The organism is Allobosea sp. Root670, from assembly GCF_001429415.1.
Classification (GTDB): Bacteria; Pseudomonadota; Alphaproteobacteria; order Rhizobiales; family Beijerinckiaceae; genus Allobosea; species Allobosea robiniae.
Genome location: NZ_LMJU01000009.1, coordinates 17,768 through 36,466 on the forward strand (window position 1 = coordinate 17,768; position 18,699 = coordinate 36,466).

The window sequence follows — 18,699 nt, forward strand, 5'->3', positions numbered from 1 at the left end:
CAGGCAATGTACGAGTGGATCAAGGCTTTCCATGTCATGGCCGTCATCTCCTGGATGGCCGGCATGCTCTATCTGCCAAGGCTGATGGTCTATCACGCGGAGGCGCAGACCGGTTCGATCCAGTCCGAGACCTTCAAGATCATGGAGCGCCGGCTGCTCAAGGGCATCATCAACCCGGCGATGATCGCCACCTGGGTGCTGGGCCTCTACCTCGCCTGGTCCGCCTTCGGCTTCAAGGGTGGCTGGCTGCACGGCAAGCTGCTGCTCGTCTTCATCCTCTCCGGCATCCATGGCGTGCTGGTGAAGCACGTGCGTAACTTCGCGAACGACAGCAATGTGAAGTCGCCGCGCTATTTCCGCATTCTCAACGAGATCCCGGCGCTGCTGATGGTCGGCATCGTCATTCTCGTCATCGTGAAGCCGTTCTGAGGCCTTTCGCGCTTTCCCGCTTGAGCCCCGGGCCGATTCCCGCTATCAGGACGCTGCGCTTCTCCAGCGTCCTCCCTTGTTGTCGACTGTTCATGAGCCGCCTGCCTTAGCAGCAGCTCATGTCGCGCAACCCAAGCGCAGGTCCGGCCAGGACCGATAAGTCGATCAATCCAGTACCATCCCAACCCCTGCCGGTTCGCAGGGCGTTCATGATCCGGGTGCCCCATGCGGGAAATCAAGCTTCAAGAGCTCAAGAGCAAGTCGCCGACCGAACTCCTGGCCTTCGCCGAGGAAGTCGAGGTCGAGAACGCCAGCACCATGCGCAAGCAGGAGCTGATGTTCGCCATCCTGAAGCAGCTTGCGGCGCGGGAGACCGAGATCCTGGGCGAGGGCGTCGTCGAGGTCCTGCAGGACGGCTTCGGCTTCCTGCGCTCCTCCGATTCGAACTATCTGCCAGGGCCGGACGACATCTATGTTTCGCCGTCGCAGCTCCGGAAATTCGGCCTGCGCACCGGCGACACCGTCGAAGGGCCGATCCGCGGGCCGAAGGATGGCGAGCGCTATTTCGCCCTGCTCAAGGTCAACTCGGTCAATTTCGAGGACCCGGAGAAGATCAAGCACAAGATCCATTTCGACAACCTGACGCCGCTCTATCCGGACGAGCGCCTGAAGCTCGAAGTGCAGGACCCGACCAAGAAGGATTTCTCGCCGCGGGTCATCGATATCGTCGCGCCGATCGGCAAGGGCCAGCGTGCGCTGATCGTCGCGCCGCCGCGCACCGGTAAGACGGTTCTGCTTCAGAACATCGCGCAGTCGATCACTACTAATCATCCCGAGTGCTATCTGATCGTGCTGCTGATCGACGAGCGGCCGGAAGAAGTCACGGACATGCAGCGCTCGGTGAAGGGCGAGGTCGTCTCCTCGACCTTCGACGAGCCGGCCTCCCGCCACGTCCAGGTCGCGGAGATGGTGATCGAGAAGGCCAAGCGCCTGGTCGAGCACGGCCGTGACGTCGTGATCCTGCTGGACTCGATCACCCGCCTCGGCCGCGCCTACAACACCGTGGTGCCGTCTTCCGGCAAGGTCCTGACCGGTGGTGTCGACGCCAACGCCCTGCAGCGTCCCAAGCGCTTCTTCGGTGCGGCCCGCAATATCGAGGAAGGCGGTTCGCTGACGATCGTGGCGACCGCGCTGATCGATACGGGATCGCGCATGGACGAAGTGATCTTCGAGGAGTTCAAGGGCACCGGCAATTCCGAGATCATTCTCGACCGCAAGGTGGCCGACAAGCGGATCTTCCCGGCGATCGACATCATCAAGTCCGGCACCCGCAAGGAAGAGCTCATCACGCCGCGCTCGGATCTGCAGAAGACCTATGTGCTGCGCCGCATTCTCAATCCGATGGGCCCGCAGGACGCGATCGAGTTCCTCCTGGATAAGCTGCGCCAGACCAAGCAGAACTCGGAATTCTTCGATTCGATGAATACCTGACCGTCGGCACGACCGGTTTCGGCGTTCGATTCGCCGCCGTATCGACCCGACGAGGGTCGTGCGGCGGCGAAATTGTTTCAGCCTACCCGCAAACCTGGCGCCCGGATGTCCGGCCGCATCGCGAAGCCGTCCGAGGTTTGGTCTGAGACCCCGCCGCCCGGCTGCCTCGTCTCGACCGGTGGCAAGTCTCGTGCAGGACACAGCCTGGCTCCGTCATCGATTCGGCAACGAAACGGCGGCCTGCCATGTCTCGCGCAGCAAGCAGCGCACGCCCGGCTGACCGAGCTCTCCGGTCACTCGTGCGGTCGGACGCTATCGGTGTGAAGCAGTACTACCTGTAGCGACCGCTCCGCTGATTGTCGATCCGCCGATTTGGTTTAGCCCATTGAAGATATTGAATTTCCTGGACGGGAAGCGCTTGCTGCTGCGGTAGTGCTAGATGGCTGGTAGTGCCGGTAGTGCTGTGATCTGGGGCATATGGATCGAGGTCGACGCAGCTTCGAGAGCGCTGCGTGTTGACGGGTTCAGGTTCTGGCGAGACCGATTGCGGGAGCGGGAGGCGAGGTCCTGTGCTTCGCGGCCGACTTGATGTTGGCGAAGGCCTCGTCCATGACGGCTGCGGCCGCAGGGCGCGCGGAGGAACTCGACAAACAATGACGGGCTCGGACATCCATCCCACGATCGTGGCCCTGTCATCGGCGCCGGGCAAAGCCGGAGTGGCGGTGATCCGCGTTTCTGGTAGCCGGACTCGATTCGTTCTCGAAACGATTGCACGGGTCATACCTGAACCCCGCGTCGCGACCTTGCGAAGACTGGTCGATGCCGCAGGCGATACGATCGACAGCGCGCTCATCCTGTTCTTCGCCGCACCTGCCAGCTTTACCGGTGAGGACGTAGCCGAATTTCATGTCCACGGCTCTCGCGCAATCCTGGCGCGTCTCCTTGCCATTCTGACCGCCTTGCCTGGCGTGAGGCTGGCCGAAGCCGGAGAGTTCACGCGGCGGGCCTTCGAAGCGGGAAAGCTCGATCTGGCCGCGGTCGAGGGCCTGGCAGACCTGATCGATTCGGAGACGGAATGGCAGCGCCAGCAGGCGCTGCGCCAGATGGATGGGGCCTTGAGCGGCTTCGCCACGAGCTGGCGCCATTCGCTGATCGATGCCATGAGCCTTCTCGCGGCCGAACTGGATTTTTCCGACGAAGGCGACGTCTCCGGCCCGCTGCAACAGCAGGCGCTGGCGGTGGCGGAGGAGGTGCTGGCCTCGCTGCGCGTGGCGCTGGGCAGCTTTGCCATGGGCGAGCGTGTCCGCGAAGGCTTCGTCGTGGTGCTGGCCGGACCGCCCAATGCCGGCAAGTCCAGCCTCCTCAATGCATTGGCCCGGCGCGACGTCGCGATTGTCTCGCCGATTGCGGGGACGACGCGCGACATCCTGGAGGTGCGGCTGGATCTGGCCGGGCTCCCGGTCATCCTGATCGATACCGCGGGCCTGCGCGACAGCGCCGATCCGATCGAGGCTGAAGGCGTCCGGCGCGCCCGGGCGCTCGTTGCGCGAGCGGATCTCGTTGTCGCGCTGCGTGGAGTCGATTCGGAGCCGTATCGAGTCGAGAGCACGGCCGAATTGCTTCAGATCGCTACGAAAGCCGACCTTCCGGGGCCGGTTCTGCCCGGGGAACGGGCGATTTCCGTCAAGACCGGTGCGGGTTTGACCGATCTGCTTGCCGAGATCGTCACACGTCTTCAGCGGCTTGGATCGGGCGAGCCAGCCCTCCTGACCCGCGAACGCCATCGCATTGCCGTCGCCGACGCGGTTGCCGCGCTTGACCGGGCGGTGATGGCGGGCCACGGACAGGGAGAATTGCTGGCCGAGGATATCCGTGTGGCCGTCGTCGCGCTCGAGCGGCTTGTCGGCCGGATCGACGTGGAGGACGTGCTCGACAGGCTTTTCGCGGGATTCTGCATCGGAAAGTGAGGCGGCAGCCAGCATCGGCCGGCGCTTTCCGCGATTGTCGTTGACCCGCCCGCCGGGCTTCGCTAGCGAAATCGCATGTCAATTCATCGGCAGCATTACGACGTGATCGTCGTCGGCGGCGGTCATGCCGGAGCCGAAGCCGCCGCCTCTGCGGCGCGCTACGGTGCGCGCACGGCCCTGGTGACGCACAAGCCGGAAACGATCGGCGTCATGTCCTGCAACCCCGCCATCGGCGGGCTCGGCAAGGGACATCTCGTTCGCGAGATCGACGCGCTCGACGGCATCATGGCGCGGGCCGCCGATCTGGGCGGTATCCAGTTCCGCATGCTCAATCGCCGGAAGGGCCCGGCTGTTCGGGGTCCCCGCGCTCAGGCGGATCGCAAGCTCTATCGGCAGGCCGTGCAGGACTTGCTGGCGGCGCAATCCAATCTCGATATCGTCGCCGGCGAGGTTTTCGACCTGGAGGTGGAAGCTGGCCGCGTTGTCGGCGTGGTCCTGGCTGATGGTCGTCGATTCGTAACCGGAACGGTCGTGCTGACGACCGGCACCTTCCTCCGCGGCCTCATCCATATCGGCGAGAAGCGAATTCCGGCCGGGCGCGTTGACGAGGCACCCTCGCTTGGCCTTTCCGCGACGCTGGAGCGCCATAACTTTCCGCTTGGGCGCCTGAAGACCGGGACGCCGCCCCGCCTTGACGGGCGCAGCATCGATTGGGCCGCGCTCGAGATGCAGCCCGGCGATGAGCCGCCCGAGCCGTTTTCGGCGCTGACGACCGCGATCACCAATCCGCAGATTTCATGCGGGATCACGCGCACGACGCTGGCGAGCCACGATCTCATCCGGGCCAATCTGCATCGCGCACCGATGTTCTCCGGCCAGATCGAGGGGCGGGGGCCGCGCTATTGTCCGTCGATCGAGGACAAGGTCGGGCGCTTCGGGGACCGCGATGGCCATCAGATCTTCCTCGAACCCGAGGGGCTCGACGACGACACGGTCTATCCGAACGGCATTTCGACTTCGCTTCCCGAAGACGTCCAGCTCGACCTGCTGAAGACGATTCCTGGCCTGGATCGAGCCGCGATGCTGCGGCCGGGATACGCGATCGAGTATGATTTCGTCGATCCGCGCGCCTTGAAGAATACGCTGGAGACGCGAGCGATCGCGGGGCTGTTCCTCGCTGGCCAGATCAACGGCACGACGGGCTATGAAGAGGCTGGCGCGCAGGGCTTGCTGGCCGGCCTCAATGCCGCGCGCAGGGCCGGTGCTGGGGAGCCGGTCGTGTTCGATCGGACGCAGTCCTATATCGGCGTGCTCGTCGACGATCTCGTGACGCATGGCGTTACGGAGCCGTATCGAATGTTTACCTCGCGGGCGGAATTCCGCCTGTCTTTGCGCGTCGACAATGCCGATGAACGATTGACGCCGCTAGGCTTGCAGCTTGGCATCGTCGGGTCGGCCCGGCAGTCGGCTTTCGAAGCGCGCAATCGGGACATCTCGGCGCTGCGCGAGATGCTGAAAGGCTTCTCGCTGACGCCGCAGCAGGCGCAAGCTGTCGGTCTGCAGCTCAATCACGATGGGTCGCGGCGCAGCGCCTACCAGATCTTGTCCTATCCGGATGTCACATTCGAGCAGTTGTCTTCGGTCTGGCCGGAGCTGACCGACTATCCCGCTCCGGTCGTGGCGCGGGTAACGGCGGATGCTGTCTATTCCGTCTATCTCGACCGGCAGGCGGCGGAGATCCAGGCCTATCGCCGCGACCAGTCCCTGAAGGTTCCGGCCGATCTCGATCTCGATGCGATTTCGGGTCTGTCGAACGAACTGAAGCTCAAGCTGGCGGCCCAGCGCCCCGCCGACCTGGCCCAGGCGTGCCGGATCGAGGGGATGACGCCGGCCGCCCTGACCCTGCTGGCGGTCCATGCCCGGAAGGGCCGTGCCGCTGCGTTTTCCACAGGCTCGACGTGACTGTTGATAAGGACGACAGGCAACGCGCTTTGCGCTTGACGCCTGTTTCACGTGAAACAGAGGAGCGCCTGGCGCTTCTGGTGGCGGAGCTCGGGCGCTGGCAGGCCGCGAAAAACCTCGTCTCCTCGGCGACGCTCGCCGAGGTCTGGACGCGGCATATCGCGGATTCGCTGCAGATCTTCGGATTGGCCGAGGGGCGTGAGCGCTGGCTGGATCTCGGCTCTGGCGGCGGTTTTCCGGGGCTGGTGATCGGCATTTGCCTGGCCGAGCAGGGCAAGGGCCAGATCGACCTGGTCGAGAGCAATGCCCGGAAATGTGCGTTTCTGCGCCATGCCGCCCGCATCACCGGCGCTCCGGTCAAGGTCCATGCGGCCCGTATCGAAGATGTGATCGGGGATTTCACCGGCAAGGTCGATGTGGTGACGGCCCGCGCGCTGGCGCCCCTGCCCCAATTGCTCGGCTGGTGCGAAGAGCTGTTGAGAACCGGCACGCTCGGTCTCTTTCCCAAGGGACAACATCTAGATGCGGAATTGACCGACTCAGCCAGATATTGGAAGATTCAGGCGACAACGGTTTCCTCCGTGACTGATGATGCCGCGCGAATCCTGGTGGTGCGCTCGGCCGAGAGACGAGCCGATCGATGACTGAGCTCACATCCGTGACGACACCGCGCCGCCCGCGCGTGATCGCGCTCGCGAATCAGAAGGGCGGGGTCGGCAAGACGACGACCGCGATCAATCTCGGCACGGCCTTGGCGGCTATCGGCGAGAAGGTGCTGATCGTCGATCTCGATCCGCAGGGAAACGCTTCAACGGGGCTTGGCGTAGACCGCCGCAACCGCAAATCCTCGACCTATGACGTGCTCTGCGGTGATGTCGGGCTCGGGCAGGCTTTGCAGCCGACGGCGGTTCCCGGCCTGTCACTGGCGCCCTCGACGCTCGATCTGCTCGGCGTTGAGCTCGAGATCGCCTCGTCCAAGGACCGGGCGCATCGCCTCAAGAATGCGATCGACGAACTGGTCTACGACCAGCGCTGCCAGGACCTGACCTATATCCTGATCGATTGCCCGCCCTCGCTCAGCTTGATCACCATCAACGCGATGACGGCTTCGGATGCGGTGCTGGTGCCGCTGCAATGCGAATTCTTCGCGCTGGAAGGCCTGAGCCAGCTGCTCAAGACGGTTGAGCAGGTCAAGGCCGGCCTCAATCCGCGCCTGATCATCCAGGGCGTCGTGCTGACGATGTTCGATCCCCGCAACAACCTGTCGGGTCAGGTTATGGCGGATGTGAAGAGCTTCCTGGGCGACAAGGTCTATGAGACCGTGATTCCTCGCAATGTGCGGATCTCCGAGGCGCCGTCCTATGGCAAGCCGGCGCTGCTCTACGATCTGCGCTGCTCGGGATCGCAGGCCTATCTGCGACTGGCTTCGGAAGTGATCAAGCGCGAGCGCGCTTTGCGGGCTGCGGCCTGAGTTTACAAGTTAGAGATTGATGAGGATGGCGATGGCCGAAGAACAAGGGCGTTCCCGCCTTGGCCGCGGTCTGGCGGCGCTGATCGGCGATGTCGGTGACGAGATCGGGGCGATCGAGCGGGCGCGCGGGCAGCGCCGCGTTCCCGTCGAATTCCTGCGGCCGAGCGCCCGCAATCCGCGCCGCAATTTCGTGGAAGTGGATCTGGACGACCTGACAGCCTCGATCCGCGAGCGCGGCATCCTGCAGCCCATCATCGTTCGTTCCATTCCCGGAATGATGGACGCTTACGAGATCATTGCCGGCGAACGCCGTTGGCGTGCGGCGCAGCGGGCCGAATTGCACGACGTTCCGGTTATACTGGTCGAGGCCGATGATCGCGAGGCGCTGGAGATCGCCATCGTCGAGAACGTGCAGCGCACGGATCTCAACGCGATCGAGGAAGCGGCCGGCTATGAGAGGCTGATCGCCGAATTCAACTATACGCAGAACGACCTGGCGCGCGTCATCGGCAAGAGCCGCAGCCATGTCGCCAACACCCTGCGCCTGTCGAAACTGCCCGAGCCGGTGCGCAAGTTGGTTAGCGAGGGCGCGGTGTCGGCCGGCCATGCCCGTGCGCTCCTGTCCGTTTCGGATCCGGAATTCATGGCGCAGAAGATCATCGACGACGGTCTGAGCGTTCGCGATATCGAGCGTATCGTGCAGGAAGAGGCGCGCGGCGAGACCAAGAGTGCCGTGCCGAGCAAGCCGAAGGCTGTGAAGGACCCGGATACGCGGGCCCTGGAGAAGGCGCTGGAGGAGGCGCTCGGCCTATCCGTCTCGATCGGGCATCGGGCGAACGGCGCGGGCGAGGTCAAGATCGGCTACAAGACGCTCGAACAGCTCGACGCGCTCTGCCATCGCTTGAAGTCCTGAGCTACTCCGCTCTAGCGGCACGCCCGAGCCGGGCCAGTGTCCAGAGGGCGCGGGTCGCGACGGCCCGACCCATCTCGGCATTCTGTCGTGTTGCCAGCACCGCATTGCCCAGCAGACCGACGGCCTCGCTCAGTTTGGCGCTCGTCCAGGCGTTCAGCGCGGCTTCCGTGGTTGCGATACGCGGATAGGGCAGGCGCATCGTCGCGACGACATCCCGGACGCCGCGCCCGGCATCGATGCTCTGGCGGGCCTTCAGCAGCGTGATGGCCTGCCGCAGGACGGCGCCGAGCATCACGCCCGGGTCCAGCCCCTCGCTGCTGAGCTTGGCCTGGGCGAGGTCGAGCACCGGCAGCTTTCCCGCGAAAACCGCATCGACCAGCATCGCCTGCTCCCGTTGCGCGGTGTCGCCGACGATGGCATCGACATGCTCGACCTGAACGGCCGGGTCCATGCCGACATAGAGCAGCAGCTTCTCGATCTCGCGGCGCGAGGTCTGGCGGTCGCCGCCGAGGAGTCCCGTCAGGTGGTCGCGCGTCGTCCGGTCGATCGACTTGCCGGCCCCGCGGACCATGTCGTCGATGATCGAGCCGAGGTCGCGCGCTGCATCGCCATAACAGGGCACGGCGAGTGCCGTCTTGGCCTTTTCGCAAGCGGTGCGGACGGGGTTGTTGCGCTGCAGATCGCCGGCTTCGACGATGACCAGCGCATCCTGCGAGGGCGTGGCCAGCAGCGGCGCCAGGGCGGGCAGCAATGGTTTCGAGGTTGGCGATACGCGGATGGCGCGACGGCCGCCGAAAAGGCCGATCGTGTTGGCCTCGTCGGCGAGCTTCAGCGGATCGGAAGCGACAGCGTCGCCGTCCATCCTGACGAGCTGGAAAGCGTCCTGAGGGTCATCGACGCTGGCCCGGGCGAGGCCTGCCGCACGTTCCGAGACGAGGCCGGCATCGGGGCCGTAGATCAGGATCAGCCGCCAGGCGGGATCGAGTCGTGCGAGGCTGCGCTCGGCCTCGTGCGCCTTGATCGCAACCATGGCGCGTCAGGAAGTGAGGTCGGCGGCGATCTGGCCCCGGACGATGGTGGCGAGGTTCTTCGCCGCGCGAACCTGTGCATCGCGCGCCGCGCGCACGGTGGCGAAGCGCTGCGAGGACCGCTCATAGGGAACGCGGACGGAGTTCGTGCCGGAGGCGAGGACCTCGGCGGTGCCGTTTCGGGTGAGCTTCCAGGAAATCGTCGCCACGAGAACGGCCGAATCGGCGCGGCCATTGGCATAATCGACCGTGACGACCTCGACCGATTCGGCCACGGACGCTTCGAGCTTCGAGGTTCTCGGGGCATCGGGGTCGCCGCTGCCGTCGAGCTCGTAGACCAGCTCGTTGCGGAAATAATGGCCGATCAGGCCCTTGATCTCCGGAATTTCGATGCCGCGCAGCGCCGTCTTGACGCTGCCGCCCATCGTACTGGTGGTGTAGTCGGAATAGAGCGGCTGGAAACAGCCGCCGGCAAGGCCCGCGACCGTCAGCACGGCCGCGAGCAGGAAGCGGCGGGAGAGAGCGGCTTCAGACGACGACATTCACGATTCTCCCGGGAACCACGATGATCTTGCGGGTCGCACGTCCCTCGAGGGCCCGCTGAACGGCCTCGCTGGCGCGCACGGCCGCTTCCACGGCCACTGTATCGGCATCGGCGGCCACGGTCACTTCCGCACGCTTCTTGCCGTTGATCTGGACCGGCAGGGTAAGCTGATTATCCTTCAACAGCGCTGGATCGACTTCTGGCCAGGAAGCCTCGCCGGCAAGGCCTTGCAGGCCCAGCACATGCCAGCATTCCTCGGCCAGATGCGGCATCATCGGCGCCACAAGCTGGGTGATGATCGTGGCAGCCTCAAGGAGCGCGAAGGCGATATCGGCATCGAGCTCGGGCTTCTCGGCCGCACCGTCCAGCGCCTTACCGATCGCGTTGGTCAGCGTGTAGATATGCGCGACGCAACGATTGAAGCCGAGCCGCTCGATATCGGCACCGACCGCGTCGAGCGCGCGGTGGCTTGCCTTGCGCAGCGCCAGCGCGCCGTCGCCGATCGCGGCGGGCTTGCCGGCCTTGCCGCCGGTGCGCTCCGCGATCTCCGCAACCATGCGCCAGAGACGCTGGACGAAGCGGGCGGCGCCCTGCACGCCCTCGTCCGTCCAGATCACATCGCGATCCGGCGGCGAATCCGAGAGCATGAACCAGCGGGCGGTATCGGCGCCGTAGGAGGCGATGATGTCGTCGGGGTCCACGACGTTCTTCTTGGACTTCGACATCTTCTCGATCGAGCCGATCTCGATCGGCGCGCCGGTGTCGACGTCGAAGCCGCGCCGGTCGCTGCCGGAAACCTCGATGCGGACATTGCCCGGCTCGACCCAGTCACCGTTGGCGGCACGATAGGTCTCGTGCACGACCATGCCTTGCGTGAACAGGCCGGCGAAGGGCTCGTCGAGGCCGGCATGGCCGGTCTTCTTCATCGCGCGGGTGAAGAAGCGCGAATAGAGCAGGTGCAGGATCGCGTGCTCGACGCCGCCGATATACTGGTCGACCGGCAGGAAGCGATCCACCGCCTTGCGGTCGGTCGGGCTCTCAGTGCGCCACGGATCGGTGAAGCGGGCAAAATACCAGGACGAATCGACGAAGGTGTCCATCGTGTCCGTCTCGCGGCGGGCATCCTTGCCGCATTGCGGACAGGCGACATGCTTCCAGCTCGGATGATGGTCGAGCGGGTTGCCGGGCTTCTCGAAGGAAACATCGTCCGGCAGCGTGACCGGTAGCTCGGCATCCGGAACCGGAACCGTTCCGCAGGCGGAACAGTGGATGACCGGGATCGGGCAGCCCCAGTAGCGCTGGCGCGAGATGCCCCAGTCGCGCAGGCGGAAATTGACCTTGCGCTGGCCGACCGGACGGTTGCCGCGGGTTTCGCCTTCAAGGCGGCGGGCGATCTCTTCCTTGGCTTCCGCGATGGTCAGACCGTCGAGGAAGCGGGAATTGATCATGCGGCCGTCGCCGTCATAGGCGGTGTCGGTGATGACGAAGCTCGCGGGATCGGTGCCTTCGGGCGCGACAACCGGAATATTGCCCAGACCGTATCTGTTGACGAAGTCGAGGTCGCGCTGGTCATGCGCCGGGCAGCCGAAGATGGCGCCCGTGCCGTATTCCATCAGGACGAAGTTCGCGACATAGACCGGCAGCGTCCAGTTCGGATCGAGCGGATGGACAGCGCGCAGGCCGGTGTCGAAGCCGAGCTTCTCGGCCTTGTCGATCGCTTCCTGCGCCGTGCCGGTGCGCTTGCACTCGTCGATGAAGGCCTGCAGCGACGGGCTCTTCGCCGCGATCGACCTGGCGATCGGGTGATCGGGCGCGATGGCGACGAATTTGGCGCCGAACAGCGTGTCCGGGCGGGTCGTGTAGACTTCGACCTCGTTCTGCCCGGCCCCGTTCGATTCGAGAGCGAAACGAACCAGCAGACCTTCCGAGCGGCCGATCCAGTTCTTCTGCATCAGCCGGACCTTTTCGGGCCAGCGGCTCAGGCCGTCGAGCGCGTCGTTCAGTTCCTGGCCGTATTCGGTGATCTTGAAGAACCACTGGGTCAGTTCGCGAATCTCGACCAATGCGCCGGAGCGCCAGCCGCGGCCGTCGATGACCTGCTCGTTCGCCAGCACGGTCTCGTCGACGGGGTCCCAGTTGACCTTGGCCGTCTTGCGGTCGACCAGCCCGGCCTTCAGGAAGTCCAGGAACATCTTCTGCTGGTGGCGATAATAGCTGGGGTCGCAGGTCGCGAGCTCGCGGCTCCAGTCGAGCGACAGGCCCATCGATTTGAGCTGCTTGCGCATCGTCGCGATGTTCTCATAGGTCCACTCGCGCGGATGGACCTTCTTCTGCTTGGCGGCGTTCTCGGCCGGCAGGCCGAAAGCGTCCCAGCCCATCGGGTGCAGCACCGAAAAGCCCTTGGCGCGCTTGTAGCGCGCGACCACGTCGCCCATCGCGTAGTTGCGGACATGGCCCATATGGATGCGGCCCGACGGATAGGGAAACATCTCGAGGACGTAGTAGCTCGGCCGCGTATCGTCGTTCTTCGTCTCGAAAAGCTTGCGCTCCTCCCAGACGGTGCGCCATTTCGGCTCGGACTCTTTCGGATTGTAGCGTTCGACGGCCATGTCAGCGGGCAATTCTTGCGGGTTTGCCGGCTCCCGGAGGCAGGCCGGCGCAGGGGCTGAATGCAAAAACCGGATGTCGGAATCTTGCAACCTGCTCTAGGACACCATTGCGCGCACGCGGTCAACGGCGCCCACGGCATGAGAGGCTGGCAGATGAGCGATACGGTTACGCGTTTGGCTGAGATCCGGGCGGCGATCGGCCGCGCCGAGCGCGATTTCGGGCGTGAAGTTGGCTCGGCCGCGCTGGTCGCGGTCTCCAAGACCAAGCCGGCCGAGCAGATCATCGAGGTGCTCGAAGCAGGCCAGCGCATCTTCGGCGAAAACTATGTCCAGGAAGCCAAGGCGAAGTGGCCGGCGCTGAAGGAGCGCTTCCCGGACGCCGAATTGCACATGATCGGCCCGCTGCAGTCGAACAAGGCACGCGAGGCGGTCGAGCTCTTCGACGTCATCCAGTCGCTCGATCGCGAGAGCCTGGCGAAGGAGATCGCACGCGAGATCGCCCGGGTGGGCAAGACCCCGCGGCTCTTCGTCCAGGTCAATACCGGCGAGGAAGCGCAGAAGGGCGGCGTGCTACCGGCCGATACCGATGCCTTCATCGCCCGCTGCCGCGAGGTTCACGGCCTCGCGATCGAGGGGTTGATGTGCATTCCACCGGCGGACGAGCCGCCCTCGCCGCATTTTGGGCTGCTCGCCAAGATCGCCGCCCGCAACGGGCTCAAGGGCCTGTCGATGGGCATGAGCGCCGATTACGAGGCGGCGATCCAGCTCGGCGCGACCTATGTGCGCGTCGGCAGCGCGATTTTCGGGGCGCGGGGCTAGGTCTTCATCGGCTCGCCGACATCGATGCGGTTGCCGTCCGGGTCTTCGAAGACGAAGGCCCGCAGGCCGTAATCCTTGTCGCGCAGGCCCTTGACGATGCGCAGGCCGCGCGCGCGGATCACGGCATGCACCGCGTCGATATCCTCGACCATCATATGCGCGATGTTGAAGGGCGCGGCCTTGTGGCCGGGCTGGAGCGTCAGGTGCAGTTCGGCGGCGTCGCGCTTCAGGATCATGAAGCCGACGGGGTCGCCGTTCTCGAAGGTTTTCCGGAAGCCCAGGGCGCCGATGTAGAAGTCGCAGGCGCGGGCCATGTCGGCGACGGGCAGCATGGCGGCAATCCGCCCGAAGCGGAACGAGGAAACCGAATCAGTCATCGCAAATCTCTGGCTGGGATGGCGCCGCGTCGCGGGACGGTGCCCGGGAGCGCAGCTGCCTGATCCGAAGATATGATCGAGACGGTGCCCGCGTCTCTCCTAGCTCACCTCACCAGGATCCGGCAATGGCGCGCCAGCCGCGGCAGCAGCTTGGCGAAGACATGGCCCTCGACGGCGACGCAGCCGGCGGTCGGGGTGAAGCCGGCGCGGGCGAGATGCCAGAAGATCGCGCTGCCGCGTCCGCGCTGCACGGGCCGGTCGTTCCAGCCGAGCTCGACGATCACATCATAGAGATGATCCTCGCGCTGCAGGCGCTCCTCGGCTTCGCCGGGCGGGCGGTCGATCAGGCGGTTGTACCGGCGATCTTTCTGGTCGTCGCACCAGGCGTCGCGCGGCCCGATCCGCTTCAGCGGCAGCAGGGTGCGGGGGCGGGAAAGGCGGTCGGCCCGGTAAAAAACGCCGCGCAGCGGCAGATTTGTGCGCGGCGTGCGGCCATCACCTTCGCGCTTCACGGTACCGATGCCGGAGCGGCCGAGCGCGCAGGGGAAGACCGCGCCGCCGGCAACGAGGAAGCCCTTGCGCCGGTCATGGACCGAGGCGAAGACGCGCAGCGAGGTCAGGTTGCGCGGTCCGCCATGCGGCGCGGCTGTATGGTTCGAGCGGTTTCTCACGGGAATTCCAGGCGGCCTCACTTGCGATGACGACTCAGCAGGCTCATGTTGCCGCAACCCTTCCGTCCGAGCGATCCGTCCATGTCCGCCGTCCATCATATCCTGCTCGTTGATGACGACCAGACCCTGCGCGACACTTTGTCCGAGCAGCTGGCCCTCTACGAGGAGTTCCGGCTGTCCACCGCCGAGAACGCGACGGCGGCCATCAAGGCCGTGCAGGGCGAGCGCGTCGACCTTGCCGTGATGGATGTCGGCCTGCCCGACATGGATGGGCGCGAAGCCGTCAAGGTGATGCGCAAGAACGGCTTCAAGAGCCCCGTCGTGATGCTGACGGCACAGGGGTCCGATGCCGATACCGTGCTCGGGCTCGAGGCCGGCGCCAACGACTATGTGGTCAAGCCGTTCAAGTTCGCGGTGCTGCTGGCGCGCATCCGCGCGCATCTGCGCCAGCACGAGGCGAGCGAGGACGCCATTTTTCAGGTTGGCCCCTATACGTTTCACCCGGGATCGAAGCTGCTCGTCAGCGAGAAGGGCTCCAAGACCAAGCTGACCGAGAAGGAAACGGCGATCCTGCGCTTCCTCTACCGCGCCGGCCGCAAGCCGATCGCGCGAGAGGTTCTTCTGCAGGAAGTCTGGGGTTATAACAGCCAGGTGACGACCCATACGCTCGAAACCCATATCTACCGGCTGCGCCAGAAGATCGAACCGGATCCCGGCAATGCCCGGCTGCTGGTCACCGATGCCGGCGGTTACCGGCTGAATCCCTGACGAATGGCGCTCGACGAGGACATGGCCCTGCTGGCCCGGCAGCCGCTGCTGAGCCTGATGGACCGCGATGCGCTGAGACTGCTCGCCTTCGCGGCCGAAAGCCGCATCCTGCGCGCCGGCGACGTTTTGTTCCGCGCCGGCGAACCATCGGATGGCGCCGTGCTGGTGGTGTCCGGTGCCGTCGCGCTGACGATGCAGGACGATGGGAAGCCGGCGAGCGAGATCGTCGGGCCCGGAGCGTTGATCGGCGAGCTTGCGCTTTTCACCTCCGTCCCACGACAGGTCACGGCGATCGCGCGCGAGCCGACGCAGGTGATGCGGCTGCCGCGCAGCGTGATGCGCCGCGTGCTCGGCGAATCGCCGGATTCGGCCGAGGCGATCGCTGCTGCGATCGGGGATCGGCTGCGGGGCTTCGTCGGTGAGCTCTCCGCCGTCCAGGAGGCGCTGAGCGCGATCGATCGGAAGTAAGCTGTCCGCTCAGGACGATGGCGGATGCCGGGCAGCACGGATCGCGGCGAAGCGCGGCCAGAGGATGTTGATGCACAGCCCGGACATGACGAGCGCGGCTGCGGCGAACTTCCAGCCGGGCAGAGGCTCCCCGAGCCAGATCGCCGCGGCGCCCATGCCGAAGACCGGCACAAGCAAAGCCGTCGGCGCGACGGTTGCGGCGGCATAGCGCGAGAGCAGCCAGCCCCAGACCGCATAGCCGAACATGACGTTGCCGACCGCCTGCCAGATCGCCGCGGCCCAGGCGACGGCGGGAGCATGGGTGAGACCGTCGCGGATCGCCGGCCAGCCCTCGATCATCAAGGACAGCGCGACCAGCGGCGGGATCGCGAACAGGCTGGTCCAGACGACATAGGCGAGCATGTCGACCTTGGGCGTGCTGCGCGCGACGATGTTGCCGGCTGCCCAGCAAACGGCCGCGCCGAGTACCAGGATGATGCCGAGCGGCGTGGTCGAGCCGTCGGTGTGCCAGAGGATGACGCCGATTCCGACACCGGCGAGGAGGAGGCCGGCGATCTGGAAGGGCTGCACGCGCTCATGCGTGATCGCGGCTGCCAGCAGGATCGTGAAGAAGGGTTGCGACTGCACCACCAGCGAAGCCAGGCCCGGCGCGATAGAACCCTTGATCGCGAAGAAGAGCAGGCCGAACTGGCCGGCGCCGATCAGCACGCCATAGGCGGCGAGCTTGCTCCAGGGCGCGTCCGGCCGCTTGAGGAAGAACACCGCCGGCAGCAGCGCAAAGGTGAAGCGCAAGGCGGCGAAGAGCAGCGGCGGGAAATGCTCGACGCCGATATGGATGACGACGAAATTCGTGCCCCAGACGACCATCACCGCCAGCGTGAGCAGCGCGTCTCGGAATGAGAGTGTCGTGGGGAGAGCTGGCTGCACGGGACTGGCTTCGCCTGACGTTTCGCGAAGGCCAGTAACATGCGGAACGACCCCGTCGTTAGGGCGGGCCGGCATGGCTGAGGGGCCCGCGCGACATGGAAAGCCGCGGTAGGAGCCCCTCAGAGTTCCAGCGTCACCGTGACCGGGACATGGTCGGAGGGGCGTTCCCAGCCGCGGGCCTCGCGCAGGAAGGTGAGGTCGCGCAAAGCCGGCTTCAGCGCGTCCGAGAGCCAGATATGATCGAGCCGCCGGCCCTTGTTGGAGGCTGCCCAGTCCTGCGCGCGGTAGCTCCACCAGGAATAGAGCTTTTCAGGCTCGGGGCGCAGCGTACGCGCCGCGTCGGTCCAGCCGAGCTCGCTGCGCAACTTCTCCAGCGTCGTCGTCTCTACGGGCGTGTGACTGACCACGTCCAGGAGCTGCTTGTGGCTCCAGACATCGTGCTCATAGGGCGCGATGTTGAGGTCGCCGACCAGGATCGCGGGCCGGTCGGTCGGCTTCTTCGTCACGCCCCAGGTGCCGATCTCGTCGAGGAAGGCGAGCTTGTGGGCGAATTTGTCGTTCTTCGCGGGGTCGGGGATGTCGCCGCCGGCGGGGATGTAGAAATTATGGATGGCGATGCCGGCGGCGGGGCCGGCCGGCTTGTCGAGCGTCACCGTCATGTGTCGGGCGTCGTTGCGGCCGCACATCGACATCGCCTCCTTCTCGCTGAAGGGCAATTTCGAGACGATGGCGACGCCGTTATAGCCCTTCTGGCCGATGAAGGCCTGGTGGACATAGCCGAACTGGTGGAAGGCCTTGGCCGGGAACTGCTCGTCCGGCGTCTTTGTTTCTTGCAGGCAGAGCACGTCGGGGGCGTAGGTGGCGAGGTACTCGCCGACCATGCCGATGCGCAGGCGGACGGAATTGATGTTCCAGCTGGTGACGGTGAGTTGCACGCGAGGATTCCGGCGGTGAGGAGGCCGGAAACTGGGTCGCCCGAGCCCAAAAGGCAAGCCGTTTTCAGCTTGCCTAGCGCCGTCAGAGCTTGCGCTGGTAGTCGATCACGAAATTCTGCGGATCGGGCCGGCGGCGGGTGTCGAGATTGTAAAGCGAGATCGACGTCTCGTAGCCCTGCGGGTCGACGACGACCCATTGCCTGAGCTCGTTGGCGACGAGGTCGAATTTCAGCGTGATCTTGGAGGTGCCGCCCAGCGTCGAACGGTCCTCCAGCCGGACCGTGAGTAGGTCGCCATCGACGCTGGCGCCCTTGAGCGTACCTTCGCGCGCCAGGTCCATCTTCTCGCGCACGAGGAACTTCAACGGCGTCTGGCCGATCGAGTAGATGTCCTGCGTCGCGAGGCGCTTGTCGCGGATGGCGACGGAGGTGCCGTCCGCGATCACCTCCGTGGTCGTCGGCGGCTCGTATTCGAAGCGCATCTTGCCGGGGCGCTGGATATAGATGCGCCCCTCCAGGCGCCGCCCGTTGGAGGCGTGCTGGATGAAGTTGCCCTGCAAGGTGGTGAAGCTGTTGAGATAGGCGTTCAGCCGCTCGACGGCCTCTTCCTGCGTCGCGGGAGCGGCTTGCCTGCCTTTGGCGGGCGCGGCGGCCGGCTTGGCCGCCTCGGCTGCGGGGGCCGCGGTTGCAGGCGCGTTCGATGCCACAGCCTGAACCGCAGGGGCTTCCGTCGCGGCGCCGCGCGCCTGACCGAGCCCCGGCGGCCGGGGTGGTGGCAGCACAAGGCGCGGCGCGGCTGGTTTCGTGGCCGCGGGCTTCGGCGGCTGAAGCTGAAGCGGCTGGGCCGCCAGCGGGGCAGCCGCCAGCGCGCCGCCGACGATCATCGTCAGCAGGACCGAAGCTCGAACGGCCGGGGTCAATCTGTCGAGCAAGGCTGCTCCATTCCTTGTGCCGCGGCCATCCCTGCCGAAAGCCTGAACGATCGCTGGTGCGGGAGTCGAGGCCGTTCCCGACCTCATCTGCCTATTCCAACGTCTGGTCTACTGCGGAGGTTGCAGCATCGTCATGGCAATTTGAGGACTGGCGCCGGTGCCTGCAAGGGCGGGCGGCCCTCGCAAGCCTCATTCGTCGTGCTGATTCTGGCTCTCGACGAGAATTTCGCGTTTCCCAGCGTGGTTAGCGGGACCGACGATGCCCTCGTTCTCCATGCGCTCCATGATGGAGGCGGCGCGGTTGTAGCCGATCTGGAGGCGGCGCTGGATATAGGAGGTCGAGGCCTTCTTGTCCCGCAGCACGACCGCCACAGCCTGCTCGTAGGGGT

19 protein-coding genes are annotated in these 18,699 nt (G+C 65.5%); 10 read left to right on the forward strand and 9 right to left on the reverse strand.

Annotated features, from left to right (window positions below):
• The first annotated feature begins 6 nt into the window (after positions 1-6).
• From hemJ to ASE61_RS09590, 7 genes are all read left to right on the forward strand, one after another.
• Positions 7-429, forward strand: coding sequence for a protoporphyrinogen oxidase HemJ (gene hemJ / locus ASE61_RS09560; RefSeq protein WP_061966667.1), 423 nt, complete (start codon positions 7-9; stop codon positions 427-429).
• Positions 430-654: 225 nt separating this feature from the next.
• Entirely contained in the window at positions 655-1,920 is a 1,266-nt protein-coding gene (rho, locus tag ASE61_RS09565; RefSeq protein ID WP_061966668.1) for a transcription termination factor Rho, read from the forward strand.
• A 668-nt stretch (positions 1,921-2,588) separates the two neighbouring features.
• Positions 2,589-3,887: a tRNA uridine-5-carboxymethylaminomethyl(34) synthesis GTPase MnmE gene (mnmE, locus tag ASE61_RS09570; protein WP_200959621.1), complete on the forward strand. Its 1,299-nt coding sequence runs from the start codon at positions 2,589-2,591 to the stop codon at positions 3,885-3,887.
• Between the two features lie 75 nt (positions 3,888-3,962).
• Positions 3,963-5,849 carry a tRNA uridine-5-carboxymethylaminomethyl(34) synthesis enzyme MnmG gene (gene mnmG, locus ASE61_RS09575; protein ID WP_061966670.1) on the forward strand — a complete coding sequence of 629 codons (1,887 nt, stop codon included), beginning with the start codon at positions 3,963-3,965 and terminating at the stop codon, positions 5,847-5,849.
• Positions 5,846-6,493, forward strand: a complete 648-nt coding sequence (gene rsmG / locus ASE61_RS09580) for a 16S rRNA (guanine(527)-N(7))-methyltransferase RsmG (protein ID WP_061966671.1) — start codon at positions 5,846-5,848, stop codon at positions 6,491-6,493. Before mnmG ends, rsmG begins: the two co-directional genes overlap by 4 nt.
• Positions 6,490-7,320 (forward strand): ParA family protein, encoded by an 831-nt coding sequence (locus ASE61_RS09585; protein ID WP_061966672.1) that lies wholly within the window; start codon positions 6,490-6,492, stop codon positions 7,318-7,320. The genes rsmG and ASE61_RS09585 overlap by 4 nt, the downstream gene beginning before the upstream one ends.
• A gap of 31 nt (positions 7,321-7,351) precedes the next feature.
• Complete coding sequence (locus tag ASE61_RS09590; protein WP_185745135.1) at positions 7,352-8,233, forward strand: ParB/RepB/Spo0J family partition protein; 882 nt, start codon at positions 7,352-7,354, stop codon at positions 8,231-8,233.
• A gap of 1 nt (position 8,234) precedes the next feature.
• Here ASE61_RS09590 and holA read toward each other — a convergent pair whose 3' ends face one another.
• The 3 genes from holA to leuS are packed head-to-tail and all read right to left on the reverse strand — an operon-like array spanning position 8,235 to position 12,414.
• Positions 8,235-9,263 (reverse strand): DNA polymerase III subunit delta, encoded by a 1,029-nt coding sequence (gene holA, locus ASE61_RS09595; RefSeq protein WP_061966674.1) that lies wholly within the window; start codon positions 9,261-9,263, stop codon positions 8,235-8,237.
• Between the two features lie 6 nt (positions 9,264-9,269).
• Positions 9,270-9,803, reverse strand: coding sequence for an LPS assembly lipoprotein LptE (gene lptE / locus ASE61_RS09600; protein ID WP_061966675.1), 534 nt, complete (start codon positions 9,801-9,803; stop codon positions 9,270-9,272).
• On the reverse strand, positions 9,790-12,414 hold the full coding sequence (gene leuS, locus ASE61_RS09605; RefSeq protein WP_061966676.1) for a leucine--tRNA ligase: 2,625 nt from the start codon (positions 12,412-12,414) through the stop codon (positions 9,790-9,792). The genes lptE and leuS overlap by 14 nt, the downstream gene beginning before the upstream one ends.
• Positions 12,415-12,567: 153 nt before the next feature.
• On the opposite strand from leuS, the gene ASE61_RS09610 reads away from it, so the two are divergent.
• On the forward strand, positions 12,568-13,233 hold the full coding sequence (locus ASE61_RS09610) for a YggS family pyridoxal phosphate-dependent enzyme (RefSeq protein ID WP_061966677.1): 666 nt from the start codon (positions 12,568-12,570) through the stop codon (positions 13,231-13,233).
• Here ASE61_RS09610 and ASE61_RS09615 read toward each other — a convergent pair.
• Together ASE61_RS09615 and ASE61_RS09620 are read right to left on the reverse strand one after the other, a co-directional pair.
• The gene (locus ASE61_RS09615; protein ID WP_061966678.1) at positions 13,230-13,610 is read right to left on the reverse strand and encodes a glyoxalase superfamily protein; all 381 of its coding nucleotides are present in this window, start codon (positions 13,608-13,610) and stop codon (positions 13,230-13,232) included. The two genes, ASE61_RS09610 and ASE61_RS09615, sit on opposite strands and share 4 nt — an antisense overlap.
• 104 nt (positions 13,611-13,714) lie before the next feature.
• Positions 13,715-14,281: a L,D-transpeptidase family protein gene (locus ASE61_RS09620; protein ID WP_061966679.1), complete on the reverse strand. Its 567-nt coding sequence runs from the start codon at positions 14,279-14,281 to the stop codon at positions 13,715-13,717.
• Between the two features lie 81 nt (positions 14,282-14,362).
• On the opposite strand from ASE61_RS09620, the gene ASE61_RS09625 reads away from it, so the two are divergent.
• Complete coding sequence (locus tag ASE61_RS09625) at positions 14,363-15,049, forward strand: response regulator transcription factor (protein ID WP_061966680.1); 687 nt, start codon at positions 14,363-14,365, stop codon at positions 15,047-15,049.
• Positions 15,050-15,052: 3 nt separating this feature from the next.
• Positions 15,053-15,517 (forward strand): cyclic nucleotide-binding domain-containing protein, encoded by a 465-nt coding sequence (locus ASE61_RS09630; protein WP_061966681.1) that lies wholly within the window; start codon positions 15,053-15,055, stop codon positions 15,515-15,517.
• 9 nt (positions 15,518-15,526) lie between these two features.
• On the opposite strand, the gene ASE61_RS09635 is transcribed toward ASE61_RS09630, so the two are convergent.
• From ASE61_RS09635 to ASE61_RS27140, 4 genes are all read right to left on the reverse strand, one after another.
• Positions 15,527-16,444: an EamA family transporter gene (locus ASE61_RS09635; protein ID WP_244492781.1), complete on the reverse strand. Its 918-nt coding sequence runs from the start codon at positions 16,442-16,444 to the stop codon at positions 15,527-15,529.
• Between the two features lie 119 nt (positions 16,445-16,563).
• Complete coding sequence (gene xth / locus ASE61_RS09640; RefSeq protein ID WP_061966683.1) at positions 16,564-17,379, reverse strand: exodeoxyribonuclease III; 816 nt, start codon at positions 17,377-17,379, stop codon at positions 16,564-16,566.
• Between the two features lie 82 nt (positions 17,380-17,461).
• Entirely contained in the window at positions 17,462-18,310 is an 849-nt protein-coding gene (locus ASE61_RS09645; RefSeq protein WP_061966684.1) for a LolA family protein, read from the reverse strand.
• Positions 18,311-18,499: 189 nt separating this feature from the next.
• A partial coding sequence (locus ASE61_RS27140) for a DNA translocase FtsK (RefSeq protein WP_244492782.1) occupies positions 18,500-18,699 on the reverse strand: 200 nt, incomplete at its 5' end.